Source organism: Methanothrix sp., assembly GCA_029907715.1.
Taxonomy (GTDB): domain Archaea; phylum Halobacteriota; class Methanosarcinia; order Methanotrichales; family Methanotrichaceae; genus Methanothrix_B.
The window spans coordinates 17616-33641 of record JARYLI010000005.1; the positions used below are offsets into that span (position 1 = coordinate 17616).

Below are 16026 nucleotides of genomic sequence, written 5' to 3' on the forward strand. Positions count from 1 at the left end.
CGAAATGAAAAGCAGAGCAGAGGTGAAGGGAAGGGCGGCCAGGCTCTCCGTTGTCGCCTGCTCATTTCTTGTTGCCCTCAAGCTGGCTGTCGGGCTGATGATCGGCTCTGTCTCGATCATATCAGAGGCCGCGCATTCCGCAGTCGACCTCATCGCAGCCATCATGGCGTTTCTCTCCGTCCGGATCGCAGGCAGGCCTGCAGACGATGACCATCCCTTCGGCCACGGGAAGATCGAGAACATCTCTGGCACTCTGGAGGCGCTGCTGATCCTCCTCGCTGCCTACTGGATACTCTCTGAAGCATGGTCTAAGATACTGAACCCCACGGAGATCGAGACGGTATGGCTCGGCGCTGGGGTCATGCTCATCTCTGCGATTGTGAACACACTCGTCTCCCGGAGACTCTTCTCCGTCGGACGCGAGACGGAGTCGGTTGCCCTCCAGGCGGACGCGTGGCATCTCCGTACCGATGTTTACACATCCCTGGGCGTGATGCTGGGGCTTGCAGCGATCTGGATCGGCGACAGAATGTCAATGGACCTGAGAATTCTGGATCCGCTTGCCGCAATCTTCGTATCCCTTCTGATCCTGAAGGCTGCCCTCCATCTCACAGTCGACTCTGCGCGCGATCTCCTCGATTCAAGCCTGCCTGATGACGAGAAGGCCCTCATAAAGGAGAAGATAGTCTCCATGAAGCCGGATGTCCGAGGATTTCACGCCTTCAGAACCAGGCGCTCCGGCTCGTACAGGTTTGCTGAGTTTCACATCCTGGTGGACTCGGATATGACAGTTGAGGAATCGCATCAGCTCACAGATATACTTAAAGAGGCCATACGTGAGCACTACCCGTGCTCGTTTGTCACGATACATGTGGAGCCCTGCAGGCTCTGCTGCGATCCCGGATGTGTTGAGGGATGCATCCTGAGCGAGGAGGAGAGGAGAACAATCGAAGGACATGCAGGCAGCATGAGAGCGGCCAGCACTGACTGAATTGCATTCATCCAATGCTCAGAAGCGCCAGCAGGAATATGGCGCGCACCATGACGCTCAGGCCTGTGGATATCGTGACGATCGTGAGACCGACTCGCGGGCCGAATATGGCGGTGTAGTTCGGCACCATGCTCTTCATGGCGAAGATCGGGAGCATGAACATGCTGCCCAGCATGAGCACGGTCGCTGCCTGGACCTCAGTCAGGGAGCCGCTCTGGATCATCGGGCTGAGCAGGGATATCCCGATGAGCGGGCTCGCGACGTATGTTGTCAGGGGCACTATCGCCTCAGGGGAGATGCCGAAGGTCTGGGCGATCGGAAGCACGCTCAGTCTGTCGAAGAAGCCGTGATCGTTCAGGGAGAGCACCAGCAGCGTCATCGCCATGTATGTGATGGATATCCTGGCGAATGGTTTCATCTGCGTGCGAAGTATCTTCATTGTGGCATCAAGCGGGTTTCTGTTTCTTCTGGGTGGCTGCCAGGTGATCTCCGCACCATTCCTTTCTCTGAGCAGCAGCCTGCCGAGCACTATCACTATGAGGATCTTGACGATGGCCGTGGTTATGAACACGCCTGCGTAGAAGAGACCAACCACCGGTCCAAGAAGTGGAACAATCACCGGTATCTGGTATGTGAGTATCTCCCTGATGTACACCGGTATGCTGTTCATCATGGCGCAGAGCACGGTCTCGCGGTCGTCGAGAGCGCCACGCATCTTGAACTCCGCGATCATCGAGTTAGCTGCGACCGCTGAGCCGAGGGAGACCAGGAATGAGGATGCAGATATCGATGGCAGGTTCGCCATGGAAACGAGTGGTCTTGAGAGGACTGAGAGGCGATCGAGAATGCCGAGCTCCATTAGCATGCCCGCTAGAAACAGTCCGAGGAATACTGTCAACAGCACGGGTATCGCGGTGTCCAGGGCTCTGAACAGCAGGTCGAGCATCCCAGGTTTCTTTTAAAGTGATCGTAGATCAAATTGCTGGTTGAACCCCCATGGAGTCAGAGCCACGTCCCAGGTTGTTTGCTCGTACGCTCTTATCTATCTTATAACCTGCCCGGAGAGGCATCAGCTCTGCTATGCGCTCGTTTCGACTTGTCTTTGACTAGCGTCGAAGGCCTGTCGAGCGAATGAGTGCATTAAGCAGCATGCTTGCATGTCCTTCAAGCTGCTGAACACATAAGAGCGCGCTCGTAATGTGAACCGTGAGATCGACTGCATTCAGCTCGTGGAACGCATCATGCCAGGGTGCCGGTTCCAGAATGGCTGCGGTGAATGGGAACATGCTCGATATGTTGAGGTAAATCGACCTCTTGGTAGATTTCTGGACGAACGACTGTGCAAGGCGGCTTCATTTGAGCAGTACCTCAAGTACGCTCACGATATTGAGCATGTTCGTGAATGGGACCACACGCCCCGAGATGGTCAAAATCAACAGCAATATTTATCTCAAATACATCCAGATACCCAGCGATGTCGATTCAGGATGATGCTCTCAGGTACCACAGGATGGGCAAGATAGCCATCTGCAGCAGAGTCGCTTTAAGGAATGCAAACGACCTCAGCCTGGCCTACACACCCGGTGTGGCAGAGCCATCCCTCGCGATAAGCAGGAACCCGGATGATGTGTACCTCTACACATCGAAGGGGAACATGGTGGCTGTAGTCACAGACGGCACCGCGGTTCTGGGCCTCGGTGACATAGGTCCACTAGCAGCGATACCCGTCATGGAGGGCAAGGCGCTCCTCTTCAAGAGGCTTGCAGGGATAGATGCATTTCCGATAGCTCTGAGCACGACAGATCCATCAGAGATCGTGGAGACCGTTGTCAGGATCTCGCCGGTCTTCGGCGGCATAAACCTGGAGGATATCAGCGCGCCGAGGTGCTTTGAGATAGAGGAGGCACTCAAGAAGAGGCTGGACATCCCTGTATTTCATGACGACCAGCACGGGACCGCGGTTGTTGCGGTCGCTGCTCTGATCAACGCGCTGAAGCTCGTCGGCAAGAGCTTTGAGGAGATATCGGTCGCTGTATCGGGCGCCGGTGCCGCAGGGGTCGCTGTGACAAAGATTCTCCTGGATTTCGGTGTGAGGGATATAAGGGTATGCGACAGGAGAGGCATAATCCACAGGGATCGTGGGGATCTAAGCCCAATCAAGAGAATGCTGGCCGGGCTCACGAACCCTAAGGGGATGAAAGGCTCCCTGAGAGATGCGATGAGAGGCGCAGATGTCTTCATAGGGCTCTCTGTTGGAGGAATAGTCAGCAGGGATATGGTCGAGGGAATGGCCGGTGATCCAATAGTTTTTGCGATGGCAAATCCCGTGCCCGAGATAATGCCAGAGGAGGCGAGGATGGCGGGCGCAAGGATCGTTGCCACCGGAAGGTCCGACTATCCCAACCAGGTGAACAATGCTCTTGGCTTCCCGGGCATATTCCGTGGCGCGCTAGATGTCAGGGCCAGCGATATAAACGAGAGCATGAAGATAGCAGCTGCTGAGGCGATAGCATCTCTGGTTGATCAGATAAGGGATGACTGCATAATCCCATCCCCCCTGGACAGGAGGGTTGTTCCTGCGGTGGCAGAGGCAGTGGCTGCGGCCGCAATTGCCAGCGGCGTGGCGCGCAGGCCTCTCGATCCCTCCGAGGTGAGAGAGCATGCGATAGAGCTTGTATCTGAGGAGTGGAGCGCTAAGGAGAGAGAATTCAGATAGGATTACATAGAAGCAGAATGGCGAGGTGAACCTGCACAGGTATGTGCAAGCGGAACGGAGGCGGATATGGATCCTGCAGTCCTTGAGCAACAGGGGTACCATATTGTGGGGGAGGGCGCTGTGAAGCCATGTCTATGGCTGAAGAGGAGCCTGAGAGGGGGGGAGCAGTGCTACAAGCATCACTTCTACGGCATTGAGAGCCACAGATGCGTGCAGATGACGCCGACGCTCCACTGCAACCACCTCTGTCTCCACTGCTGGCGGCCTGTGGATGATTCGTTCCCGCTACCTGAGAGATGGACTGAACCGGAGGATCTCCTGGAGCTTGTGCTCAGAGAGCAGAGGAGGATCCTGTCTGGTTACTGGGGTTCGGATGTCGTCGACCGCGAGAGGCTTCATGAGGCCTCTACACCAAAACATGTGGCGATATCGCTCATGGGCGAGCCCACATTCTACCCGCATCTCCGAGGTCTGATCGAGGCAATAGATGCGAGGGGGATGACATCATTCCTGGTGACGAACGGCACAAATCCAGAGGCACTGAATGATGTGAAGCCGACACAGCTGTACATAAGCCTGAACGCCCCGGATGAGGACACCTACAGAAAGGTCTCCTGTGGGAGAGAGTGGGATTGCATCCTGGAGAGCCTGGCCATGATGCGTGATCTGAGGTGCAGGACTGTTGTCAGGATCACGCTTGTCAGAGGCGTGAACATGTTTTCCCCTGAGTCATACGCCCAGCTTCTAGATAATGCAGAGCCGGACTTCATAGAGGTCAAGGCATACATGCATCTCGGCAGATCAAGATACAGGTTATCCAGAGATGCCATGCCATCACATGAGGAGGTCGTGAGCTTCGCCTTAGCGCTCTCCGAATCCACTGGATACACTCTGGAGGACCAGGTGAGCCTCAGCAGGGTGGTCCTTCTCTCCAGAGGAAGTGTCCAGAGAAAACTAGATAAACCCTGAGGTGAAGGACCAAGGGCCTGCTAAAAAGATTCAGAAAGCTCAGGTGCAGTATGGGCTCAAGAAGTGCTTGCATTATGGTTGAAGATACGAGAAAGCTCAGGATACTCCTCGTGGAGGACAACCCGGAGGATGTCTTTCTCACAAGAAAGGTTCTGAGAAGGAGTGGCCTGGATGGAGACATGCAGATCACAGGTGACGGCGCGGAGGCTCTGCGTATTCTTGAGGATATGTTCAGAGATGGAGAGCACCTGCCGGATCTCATTCTTCTCGACATAAACCTCCCGGACGTGGGGGGCATGGCGGTGCTGAAGAGCATCAAGGGCGATCCACGTTTCTCCAGGATACCTGTGGTGATGCTGACGTGCTCCAATGCGGACTCTGACATACAGAAGAGCTACGACCTTGGAGCGAGCACCTACCTTGTTAAGCCAGTCTCAAGAGACGCGATTATGCTTGTCATGAGGGCCCTCTTCGGCTGAGTCCACGAACCACCTCCAGGTTCCCGCGGTCATCCCTCCTCTCATCGACAGGCGTCTCCATTATCATGGGCAGCTCTCTGAGACGGCGATCGTTTACCACCGCTGCGAACCCCTCAAGTCCTATCTTGCCCATGCCGATATGCTCATGCCTGTCCAGGCCGGATCCGAGATCGCCCACCGAATCGTTGAGATGTATGAGCATGAGGTTTCCCAGCCCAACGGTGCTGTCGAATTCCCTCAGGGTTTCATCCAGGCTCGTCTCATCTCTAAGATCGTATCCGGCAGCGAATACATGACAGGTATCCAGACATATGCCGAGAAGATCTGAGCCAACTCTTTCCCTGACATCTGCAAGATCCTCGAACCTCCCGCCGATGCTGTTCCTCGATCCGGATGTGGTCTCCAGCAGGATCTTGGTGCCATCTGAATGAGGAAGCGCGGCCTCGATCGCGCCAACTGTGCGGGATATGCCGTTATCTCTGCCGGATCCGAGATGGCTTCCCATGTGCGTTACAAGATACGGAATGCCCAGGGCGCTGCATCTCATCAGCTCATCCTTCAGCGCCTGCACAGATCTGGAGTAAACGTTCTCCCTGGGGGATGCCAGGTTCGGGAGATACGGCATGTGGCCCACCACCGGCCATATCCCTGAGCTGCTTAGTTTGGCTTTAAAAGATTCTATAACGCCAGCTGAAAGATGCTTTGATCTCCATCCTCTTGGATTCGATGTGAATATCTGATATGTATCACAGCCCAGCTCAATCGCCCTTCCCACAGAGAGGTCCAGACCACCAGCAATCGATACATGCACGCCAAATCTCGCCAAGCTAACACCCCCGGACCATTTGAGATCCAGGAACATGCTCAATACTATGAGCGAGCAAGAGTCAATAATGGACTGCATCCCTAATAGTAAACAGGTATTTAAGCAACAGTATTTAAAGCAACCTCCGATTCGAACTGATCTGGTGGCCTGTAATCCAATGCTGAATGCAGTCTTTTCTTGGAACATGCTCAATATGTGAGGTAAATTGCCCTCTTGGCGGATTTCTGGATAAACGACTACGTCCGATGATAGGGCCTTACTTGATAAGTAACTCAAGTACGCTCACGATATTGAGCAAATACAACTCCGCTCTTATCCATATGATGACCTGCCCGAAGAGGCACCAGTCACGCTGTGCGCTCGTGGCGAGCGATTGAGTGCATTAAGAAACCGGCCTGCATATCCTTCAAGTTGCTGAATACATAAGAGCGTACAACTCTTGCGCATCCTCTGGCTGGACACAATGTTCTGCCATAAGTTCTTTATAAACTGAAGATACAAGGTATGTATAAGTCGCTAAATCAATATGAGCGTTATCTTATTCGGACATGTCCGATTGAACATCCCAGGCGATGCTGGAATGTATCGTAAGGCGGGTATGAGCATATCCACTCCCGATGAGACCGGCCGTCTGGATGGTGTGAGGTGCGGCCTCGCAGGGATCAAAATACTCTGGCGGCATAACTCGAACATCCGGGCTGGACCTTCATCTTGGCTCATGATGAGAAGATCTTCCTGACCCTCGAGATGGAGGACTGGTATGAGACGACGAAGACCCTGTCCCCCTCCTCCAGGATCGTGTGCTCATCTGGGACCAGAGGAAGACCGTTTCTGAGGATCATCCCGGCGATTGCGCCTGATGGCAGCTCCCTCATCAGATGTCTGCCCGCAAGCCTGGAGTTGGCCCTGACCGCGAAATCCATCAGGGTCATGCCCTCATCGCTCAGCGTCACCATCTCCTCGCTTCCCATGGCAAGCCAGAGGACCGCATCTGCGGTGACCTGCCCTGGGCTGACAGCCCTGTCTATGCCGACACGCTCGAAGAGCTTCACGTAGTAGCTTCTGTTAGCCCTCGAGATAATCTTCTTCGCGCCGAGCTGCCTTGAAAGAAGGGAGCTCAGAAGGTTCTTCTCATCGATCCCTGTGACTGCAAACACAACATCAGCATCCCCCACGCCCTCCTCTGTCAGGAGAGAGATATCTGTCCCATCCCCGTTCAGGATCATGGTGTCCGAGAGATACGTCGAGATCTCCCTGCACCTCTGGTTGTCGATCTCGATGAGCTTGAGATCTATGCCCATCTCCTCCAGCCGCTGGGCCAGATAGAATCCCACAAGCCCGCCACCGACTATGACTGCCTTCTCGTCCCTGGCATCCTCATGTATGCTCCGCCTGAGATCCGCGACGCTCCTCGGATCTATAAGCATTGTCACATGATCATTCGGTTTCACTGTGATGTTCGGATCGCCAAGCCTGACCCTGCCGTTGCTCTTGACGGCCACGATCTTCGAGCCCCTGGGTATGTTCAGGTCCCTGAGCTGGCCGACAAGCGGCATATCCTCGCTCACCTTGAGCTCGATAAGCTCGAGCATCCCGCCGGCAAGCCTTCTGTTCATCAGAGCAGCTGGAAACGAGATCGTGCTGGCGAGATCCTCGACCATGACGAGCTCCGGACAGATCATGTACTCTATTCCCAGCTCCCTCAGAGGCTTCACCGGCTGATCGATATAGTCTGGGTTCCTGACCCTGGCTATTGTGTGTTTGACGCCCAGCCGGCTCGCTATTATGCATGTGATTATGTTTATCTCATCGCTGCCTGTGACCGCCATGACCAGATCCATATCCCTGACATCGAGCTCCTCGAGCAGTCTTGCATTTGCCGCGTTCCCCTCCCGTGGCTTCAGGTCCATGCCCTCGAAGCGGCTCAGTGCGGCGATGTCCCTGTCAATAACAGTCACATCGTGCTCTGCCACCATCGCCTCTGCCAGCCGGTAGCCGATCTCACCGGCGCCGGTTATGAGTACACGCATGATCCATCATCGGATATGCTCTGGGAAAAAGATTTCTATAAGGCGCACACCTTACCACTGTTTTCTGTTCCACCGTTGACCTGGATGTTGAGCATAAACGGAGATCTGCACATTCATGCGCATTCCAGAAACCGATGCCATAAAGCACCTTTGCGGCCGCAGGAAGATATACCTCTGCCACAGGAACGCAGACCCGGATGCAATAGGGAGCGCTTTCGCTCTCAGCTGGCTTTTCGGCGGTGATATCGGGGCTGTTGGCGATCTGAGCAGGGCCGCCATTCAGCTTGCAGATTCGATAGGAATAGCGCCCATAATAGATCCGGATCTCAACTCATACGATCTGGTAGTTCTTGTTGACACCTCAGTGAGCTCACAGATAGGCGGCGCGATTCTCCAGAGGTACGGCGTCATAGATCACCATCTCGATACAGATCTCCTGGAGAATGCCGAGTTCTACATCCAGCGTGAGGTGGATTCTACAGCTCAGATCGTGTGGAGTATTATAAAGAGCTCCGGCAGGGCGTTCGAGATCCCCAGAGAGGTCGCTCTTGCCCTCCTCGCAGGCATGATCTCTGACACGGGGAGGTTCAGGCATGCATCAGCAGAGACCTTCAGAGATGTGTACGAGATCCTGGAGGCCGGCGATGTGGATTACGGCGAGGTCATGGAGGTCCTCTCCAGGGCTCCCCTGGACTTCTCACAGCGGGTGGCGGTGCTCAAGGCTGCGACCAGAGCGAGGATCACCTGGAAGGGCGAGTGGATAATCGCATGCACAGAGGTGAGCGCATTCGAGGGCTCCTCTGCCATGGCGCTCCTTGACCTGGGCGCAGATGTTGCATTTGCGGCCAGCAGCCACGGCGGGGTCTGCAGGGTTAGCGGGAGGGCCAGCTTCAGAGCCGCTCAGGCTGGTATCGATCTGGCGGATCTGATGAAGAGCATTGCCAGAATGCATGGCGGGAGCGGCGGCGGCCATCGGGGGGCTGCAGCAATGGAGGTGTGCTATCCTCCAGGGAGGCTGCTGGCAGAGCTGGCTGAGGCCGCGCTTGACAGGCTGAAGGCCTGATCCGCCTGAGGTGTAACCATCAACGCTCTTATGCGTTCAGCAACTTGAAGGAGATGCAGGCCGGTTTCTTAATGCACTCATACCCTCGGAAACCCTTCGACTACGTCGAATGGTTTCGACGCAGTCGAAGATAAGTCGAAACGAGCACATAGCATGACTTTTCTTCGGGCAAGTTATCAGATGGATGGAGCGACCATCAATTTTCCTGCAGAGTTGATGCCTGAAGAACGCATATGCATCTCCCTAAAGGGATCCATCAGAGCTTCCGGTACCTCGCTGCGGCGCTCTTCAGCGCCTCGATTCCTGGCATCGGCTCGCCGGAGAGGTATGTTATGCTCGCGCCGCCGCCCATGCTCACATGCGAGAAACGCGACTCCAGGCCGAGCTTCTCGATCGCTGCAACCGTATGCCCCCCACCAGCTATCGAATATCCTGCTTCTGTCGCGGCCTTCAGGATCTCGGCTGTTCCGAGGACGAACCTCTCCTTCTCGGTGATGCCGGCAGGCCCGTTGAGCACCGCAACCCTCGCGGATCTCAGGATCTTCGAGAACTCAACTATCGTCTCGAGCCCGATATCTGAGATGGGGTAGTCGGGTATGCTCTCCACGCTCGCCTCAAGCCTCTCGCCATCCCTATCGACGGCGATGTCCCTGGGCAGAATGACCTTTCCAGGGTGCTCGTTCAGGATCTTCTTTGCGATCTCGACCTGATCCAGGTAACCCTGGCTCTCAACAAACCTGCGGTTTGTCTCGCCCACATTCATCCCAGCTGCCATCAGGAATACAACCGAGACGAGACCGAGAGCGAGAACAGAATCCGCACCACGCCTGAGCACGTTCTGGGCGACCTTTATCGAGTCGTCGACCTTAGCGCCGCCGAGTGCGAAGACGCACGGATGCTCGCTGGCCTTCAGACCCTTATCAAGCGCCTGGATCTCTTTATCCATGAGAATACCGGCTGCGCTCGGCAGGACCTCTGTAAAGCCGACAACAGAGAGATGAGATCTATGTGACACAGCAAAAGCATCATTTATGAAAACATCAAAGAGCGGGGCGAGTTTCTGCACCATGTGGCTCTTTGCGTGATCTGCAGGGCTTCTTGACAAACTCTCCTCAGCATAGAATCTGGTGTTCTCCAGCAGCAGAATCTCACCCGACTCGAGGGAGCGTATCGCATCCCTGGCCATGCTGCCGAAGATATCATCGACGTAGGTCACATCCTTCCTCAAAAGCTTTGACAGCTGTTTTGCATGCGGCTCCATGGTGGAGAAGTCCTTTTTGCCAGGCCTGGACTGATGGGCCATCAGAACGACCTTCGAGTCCTCCAGTGCCTTCAGAGTTTCAAGATGGCTCCTGAACCTCTTGTCGTCCAGAATCTTTCCCGTGGGGTCCATCGGGGAGTTGATGTCAACTCTCACCAGCACCCGTTTGTTCTCCAGTATGAGATCATCCATGGTGAGGTAATCCTTCACGCAATCCCTCCAGGTGGTAGAACTGATCGGTAAATCAGATAATATAGCTTTCCCCGCCAGATCGGATCACGCAGCGTGGGTCGCAGTCTGCATATGCTGCCTGAAAACGCTCTTATCCATCTGATAACTTGCCCGAAGAGGCACCAGTCACGCTGTGCGCTCGTGGCGAGCGAATGAGTGCATTCAGCAACCGGCCTGCATGGCCTCCAAGTTGCTGAATACATAAGAGCGTTTGCAGATATCGACGACGCTACCAAAATAACCGGCAGCGCTGTGGAAGGCCGTATCACCACCGAGATCAAAAGCGTGTGGCCTTGTGAATTCTGCGATCTGCTATGCCACTGAATGCCAAATCCTGAAATTGCATTCTGTGAACGCTCTTATCCATATGTTAACTTGCCCAATAGAAGCACTGGGCTTGCTATGCATTCCAGGTAAATGAATAAGTGCGTTCAGCAGCCATATTACACGACCCGCAAGTTGCCAAACACATAAGAGCGTCTGTGAATTATAGTCCTTTGCGTCACTTCATGTAAATCCATTTAAAAGCTACTGGATATGTAATACCTCATAGATGATTTTATGTGACATGCGATATTATATCAACTTATGAGGAATACAATAATCCGATGGCGGCGTGGGCCTGAAAATCAGATGCGTCGTCCCAGTGATTGCTGATGCTCTCTGGAGGAGTTCAGCATCAAACCGCATCTGAGGCACAGAAGTCCATGAGATTCGGGCAATCCCATCATACAGAAGACCGCAATGAGAAGTAGCGGGGAGTAGATTTGAACTACTGATCTACGGGTTATGAGCCCGTCGGGATTTCCTGGCTACCCCACCCCGCTTCTGTGGGATACAAGCTAGAGAACGCAGATCCGGTATAAAACCCTTTTGCAGGACACGCACGACGGATCGCGCTTGAATGCCAGGATCGCAAATAAAGTGAGGGGAGCGGGCGATCCCATCGCTCAGCTCATCACTTTCTGCGCATCATCTCCTGCACGCTGGCCAGCCTCTCGCGCGCAGCCATCACCTTCTCCTGAGTCGTCATGGGCTTAGGCTCCTCCATCTGTGGGGGCAGCTGTGGCAGAGTCTGGGTCACGTTTGCGGTCTCATTCACCCCGGCTGCAGGAGGTGCGGTCCCAGACGGCACTTCCGCCGGAGCTTCAGCAGGCATGGTCATCTGTATCTCGATCAGGCTTGTGTCAAGGGGTATCTGGATCGCGTGATCGGTTGCGAAGTCATACTCGAGAAGAACAGGCCTGCTCCTGGGTGAGATGCTCGCAAATGTTATCTCGCTTTTCATTATGCTCTTCGGTGGTATGACCACCGGAGAGAACGTGACATCGGCAAAGTACCTCCAGCCCCACTGATCGACCAGCGTGAAGTTCTCAGGGCTCATTATTATCTCCCCCTCGGTAGCGTTGTTTGAGAGGCTTATCTCCATGGATATCGTCTGGCTTGTGTTTGAGAGAAGCCAGTCTGTTATGCTGTAAAACCTGAAGTTCGCAACACCATTGGTGTACTTGACAGGCCTGTCCCATGCGATGGAGAACGGATTGCTCCCCTCAGGGATCACGTTCAGATATGATGGATCCGAGGTTCTGGGGAGCATGAATACCAGGGCGAACCTCCCCGGCTGCAGAGCCCTTGAGCGGCTGAGATCCACCGGATATGTATTGTTGTTCTGATCCACAACCTCGAATGTCGCATTGATCCCTCTTGTCATCCCGACATCGAGAAACAGCGCACTTGTGTTCATGTCGTAGTGGCTCTTGTACCCATCAAAGACCACGCATGTGACAGCGCCATTGCTCCCCTGAAAAGGATACGCATGTGATGCTGAGATCAATCCCAGGACGAGAACCAATGGCCAGATAAATCCGATCGCGTTCATAAAACCACCTACCTTCCAACCCTTACGGATGTCACGTTCCTGCTCCCGAGGGCAGCGCTGCTCCTGGAGCCGATGCCGCTGAGAGCCTCGTCCACCATGGATCGTATTGTATAATTGCCTGACGCGCTGCTGATGCTGCTTCCATCACTGACCTGCACCGTGATGTTGTGATCACCAGCTGCCACACCCACGGTGTTCCAGGTGAACCTGCCGGACGGCGACCAGTCTGTGGCGGGCGAGCCGTCCACCAGGAATCTGTAAAGCAGAGGAGCACTCTCCGGGTCGCGCGCCACCGCGGTCCATATCACAGATATGCCGGCGTGCTGCGGGCTGCTCAGATCTGGCGTGAGGCTTTCGATCACAGGCGGCTGGTTCACGACCCTCTTTGACTCCACCGTGAACACGGATGTGATGCTCTGGCCGTTCTCATGAGACCCATCCCTCACAGCCACTGTGATGCTGTGCCTTCCCACCTCTGAGACAGTCAAAGTCCAGCGGCCTGTGCCCGACCAGTCGCTCACAGCCACGCCATCGACAAAGAACCTGTACAGCAGCGCATCGCCCTCTGGATCCCTCGCCACCGCGGTCCATATCACCTCATCCCCGGGCTCGTAGGGTCCTGCCCTGTCAGCGGTGAGGGATATCACCTCAGGTGGTCGATTCTCAGGGTTCAGTATGAACTTCGATGTCTGGGCAGCATCAAAACCTGCGGAACCAGCATGCTGTCCGTCCCTGACCCACACTCCAACCATGTACTCCCCCGGGGACAAACCGGATGTGTTCCATCTCCAGATGCCTGACGAGGACCAGTCGGACACAGCCTTCCCGTTCAGAGAGAACCTGTACAGCAGCGTGTCGTTGTCGGGATCATCCGCCGATGCGGTCCATGTTATCATAGAGCCCACAGGCTGCGGGCTTTCTGGAGAGGATGAGATCTTCAGCCTGGCTGGCGGCCTGTTGGGGGCGCTGAGCTCGAAGCTCTTCTCCTTTGCATCATCATGATCCGCGTGCATGCCGTCTCTCACATGAACACTGAGTGTGTGATTGCCAGGCCGGAGCCCCGATGTATCGAGCTCGAAGACCGCAGACGAGGACCAGTCGCTCACAGCCACATCATCAACAAAGAACCTGTACAGGATCGGATCGTTATCTGGATCCTCTGCCAGGACGCTCCAGGTGATCCTCGAGCCCACAGGCTGCGGGCTCTCCCTGTCCGGCAGAAGGCTCAGCGCCCTGGGTGGAGAGTTCTTCTTTTCCAGAGAGAAGACCGCATCCTTACTCTCCTGATCACCGCGCTCATCTCTCGCCAGAACGCTCACCCTGTGCTCTCCCTCGCTGTATCCGCTCGTGTTCCATAAGAACCAATCTTCCGCCGACCAGTCGCTCACTACAACGCCATCGACCAGGAACCTGTACAGGATGGTATCGTTATCAGGATCGTCTGCTGAGGCTGTCCATTTTATGGCCGATCCCACGGGCTGCGGGCTCTCTCTGTCAGGCACCAGTCCGGTTATCCTTGGAGGGGTGTTAGCCTCAACAATCTCTAGGACCCTCTCCAGAGAATCATCATTTTCAGCTGAATGGAGTCCGTCCCTCACATCAACGCGGACCGTATGGTTCCCCGGAGCTAGACCGGATGTGTTCATAACAAACACGCCAGATCCAGACCACCCCCCAGCAGGAAGGCCGTCAACATAGAACCTGTACAGCAGCGTGTCATTCTCCGCGTCCGACGCAAAAGCTGACCATCTGATCCGTGCACCCTGAGGCTGAGCCCCCTCAGGATCAGCTGCCAGTGCTCTGAGTTCCGGCGGCAGGTTCGCCGGAAGGAGTGTGTACAGCGACCATGCCGTATCCTCGCAGTCCGTGTTATCCAAGCCTCTCACACACGCGCTCACGTTGTACTCGCCAGCCGGGATTCCTGATGTGTACCATGTCCAGCTCGGGATGCTGCTCCAGCCGGTGATCGGCCTGCCGTTCAAAAAGAACCTGTAGCTCAGGCCATTCGCGGCCCCTGAAGCCCTTACAGTCCAGACAACCGTGGTTCCTACCTTCTGGGGGCTCTCCTTATCCGGCCAAAGGCTCTCGATCTCGGGGCCCAGCCTCGGAGGAACGATCCCCTGAGATTCATTCTCCGGCGCGCTCATGCTCCTCTCCTCCGGAGATGGCGCAGCCAAATGATCTGCATTCTCGAGGTCCGTTGAGGTTGTGGATGCATTCGTTGATGCCTCCATGACTGCAGCATCGTGAGATTCTTCTTTCGTCTGATTCCGGATGGCTGAAGCGTTCATCAAAGCATCAATTATGGAGTCAGGAGCCAGCGTGGTGTTCGCGAGGGCGGTTGCGTTTCCGTCAGGCCTTGCTGTTGCTGATGCATTGCCGGTCGTATTCAGAGGCGTTCTGCTCTCGTTCTGCGACCTTTCAGAACCAGCGCTCTTCTCCTCAGATCCTCCTGATGAGGATGAGTAGTCCGAGCCGCTGGAGGATCCAGATCTACCGGATCCCGATGACACCCGCCGCGTGGCGGCCAGTGATGTGCTGCGAAGAGATGCGCTCTTGGAGATGTTCTTCGAGCCGTCCGTGACATTCGATGTTATATTCACGGGCTCCGCTTCCCCGCCTGCAGAGAGGTTATCAGGCGGCTTTTCTGTGATGTAATCGCTGATCCTCAGGGTCTTCTGGTAGTCCTTTAACATCTCGCCATCCCTGTAGAGAAGAATTCTGAGCGCGCAGAGATCACCTGCTTCTTCGGGTATGCTCCACTCCAGCGTGTCCTCGTATGCGCTACCATCAGACAGATGTGCGTCCCTCTGGGCCGCCCTCCCTCCATTCACCTCAACAGCGATCGTGTAGTTTGCATCCACCCCCTCATGGTTTATGACACCAACTGTCGCTGTCGCGCGCCCATCGCTCTTCATGCTCAGACCGGTCACGTAGAACTCCGTGAAACCCTCATGCTTCTCGCTCTTCACCGTCACATAGCCGAAAGATATGGCAGCGATCATCAGAAGAAGAACGATCGCGGGAACGATGTTCTGCGGGACTTTACTTCGACTGCTTCTGAGACCGTACCTCTGGGTTTGGAGCGAGAACCGTCTCCTCCTCGGCACCGCCCCCCTCCGGATGTGCGCAAGAACCGCGAGAAACAAAACCAGCACGGCGACAATCAGCACGGGAAACTCCCGCAAGCCCAGTGCGAGCTCCGCCAGCGATGCCGTCAGGGAGATGGCGATGCTGAGTGTGATCCTCTGCAGAAGAGATCCAAGTGGCTTGTTCTCGGGAAGCATCGCTGATATGAGTGCATAGAACAGAAGCGCCTGAAGCGCAAACGCGATCACACCATCTCCCGCATGGATGCTCATGCCGATGACTGTCGTGATCAGAGCCAGAGCAGCCACCACAATGAGATCCAAAGGCAGTGCCTCGCCTCTCAGCCGGATTTTACTCGCCACCCTTTAAGCCTGTTGGATCTCTATCTTCCCATTTTATGTGTTAAAGCTTTCTCTGAGAACCGCATGGAGACGTAGGCCCAGCTAATGACCAGCACTCTGAGACTCGCCATGATATTCGCGGAGCAGTGT

General features: G+C 55.2%; 11 protein-coding genes and 1 tRNA gene. 5 read left to right on the top strand and 7 right to left on the bottom strand.

Annotated elements, in window-relative coordinates:
• Positions 1-4: 4 nt before the first annotated feature.
• Positions 5-991, top strand: coding sequence for a cation diffusion facilitator family transporter (locus tag QHG98_04630; protein MDH7597017.1), 987 nt, complete (start codon positions 5-7; stop codon positions 989-991).
• A 7-nt stretch (positions 992-998) separates the two neighbouring features.
• On the opposite strand, the gene QHG98_04635 is transcribed toward QHG98_04630, so the two are convergent.
• Positions 999-1937, bottom strand: a complete 939-nt coding sequence (locus QHG98_04635) for a nucleoside recognition protein (protein ID MDH7597018.1) — start codon at positions 1935-1937, stop codon at positions 999-1001.
• A 528-nt stretch (positions 1938-2465) separates the two neighbouring features.
• Between QHG98_04635 and QHG98_04640 the strand changes: the two genes are divergently transcribed.
• The 3 genes from QHG98_04640 (at position 2466) to QHG98_04650 (ending at position 5155) form a co-directional block, all read left to right on the top strand.
• Positions 2466-3707 carry a malic enzyme-like NAD(P)-binding protein gene (locus QHG98_04640; protein MDH7597019.1) on the top strand — a complete coding sequence of 414 codons (1242 nt, stop codon included), beginning with the start codon at positions 2466-2468 and terminating at the stop codon, positions 3705-3707.
• Between the two features lie 66 nt (positions 3708-3773).
• Positions 3774-4676, top strand: a complete 903-nt coding sequence (gene twy1, locus QHG98_04645) for a 4-demethylwyosine synthase TYW1 (protein ID MDH7597020.1) — start codon at positions 3774-3776, stop codon at positions 4674-4676.
• A 74-nt stretch (positions 4677-4750) separates the two neighbouring features.
• Positions 4751-5155, top strand: a complete 405-nt coding sequence (locus QHG98_04650) for a response regulator (protein MDH7597021.1) — start codon at positions 4751-4753, stop codon at positions 5153-5155.
• On the opposite strand, the gene QHG98_04655 is transcribed toward QHG98_04650, so the two are convergent.
• Positions 5133-5981 (bottom strand): deoxyribonuclease IV, encoded by an 849-nt coding sequence (locus tag QHG98_04655; protein ID MDH7597022.1) that lies wholly within the window; start codon positions 5979-5981, stop codon positions 5133-5135. The genes QHG98_04650 and QHG98_04655 overlap by 23 nt on opposite strands.
• 716 nt (positions 5982-6697) lie before the next feature.
• Positions 6698-8011: a Trk system potassium transporter TrkA gene (gene trkA, locus QHG98_04660; GenBank protein ID MDH7597023.1), complete on the bottom strand. Its 1314-nt coding sequence runs from the start codon at positions 8009-8011 to the stop codon at positions 6698-6700.
• 115 nt (positions 8012-8126) lie between these two features.
• Here trkA and QHG98_04665 point away from each other — a divergent pair, with 115 nt between their 5' ends.
• On the top strand, positions 8127-9074 hold the full coding sequence (locus QHG98_04665) for a DHH family phosphoesterase (protein MDH7597024.1): 948 nt from the start codon (positions 8127-8129) through the stop codon (positions 9072-9074).
• A 256-nt stretch (positions 9075-9330) separates the two neighbouring features.
• Here the strand turns inward: QHG98_04665 and QHG98_04670 are convergent, their stop codons facing one another.
• From QHG98_04670 to QHG98_04685, 4 genes are all read right to left on the bottom strand, one after another.
• Complete coding sequence (locus QHG98_04670) at positions 9331-10545, bottom strand: phosphoglycerate kinase (protein ID MDH7597025.1); 1215 nt, start codon at positions 10543-10545, stop codon at positions 9331-9333.
• 773 nt (positions 10546-11318) lie between these two features.
• A tRNA-Met gene (locus tag QHG98_04675) sits at positions 11319-11393 on the bottom strand.
• Positions 11394-11524: 131 nt separating this feature from the next.
• Complete coding sequence (locus QHG98_04680) at positions 11525-12445, bottom strand: hypothetical protein (GenBank protein MDH7597026.1); 921 nt, start codon at positions 12443-12445, stop codon at positions 11525-11527.
• A gap of 8 nt (positions 12446-12453) precedes the next feature.
• On the bottom strand, positions 12454-15858 hold the full coding sequence (locus QHG98_04685) for a DUF1616 domain-containing protein (protein ID MDH7597027.1): 3405 nt from the start codon (positions 15856-15858) through the stop codon (positions 12454-12456).
• Between the last annotated feature and the right edge of the window lie 168 nt (positions 15859-16026).

Excerpts from the sequence above, each read along its gene's own strand:
- QHG98_04630 (MDH7597017.1), top strand. The coding sequence starts at position 5 with ATGAAAAGCAGAGCAGAGGTGAAGGGAAGGGCGGCCAGGCTCTCCGTT.
- QHG98_04635 (MDH7597018.1), bottom strand. The coding sequence starts at position 1,937 with ATGCTCGACCTGCTGTTCAGAGCCCTGGACACCGCGATACCCGTGCTG.
- QHG98_04640 (MDH7597019.1), top strand. The coding sequence starts at position 2,466 with ATGTCGATTCAGGATGATGCTCTCAGGTACCACAGGATGGGCAAGATA.
- twy1 (MDH7597020.1), top strand. The coding sequence starts at position 3,774 with ATGGATCCTGCAGTCCTTGAGCAACAGGGGTACCATATTGTGGGGGAG.
- QHG98_04650 (MDH7597021.1), top strand. The coding sequence starts at position 4,751 with ATGGTTGAAGATACGAGAAAGCTCAGGATACTCCTCGTGGAGGACAAC.
- trkA (MDH7597023.1), bottom strand. The coding sequence starts at position 8,011 with ATGCGTGTACTCATAACCGGCGCCGGTGAGATCGGCTACCGGCTGGCA.
- QHG98_04665 (MDH7597024.1), top strand. The coding sequence starts at position 8,127 with ATGCGCATTCCAGAAACCGATGCCATAAAGCACCTTTGCGGCCGCAGG.
- QHG98_04680 (MDH7597026.1), bottom strand. The coding sequence starts at position 12,445 with ATGAACGCGATCGGATTTATCTGGCCATTGGTTCTCGTCCTGGGATTG.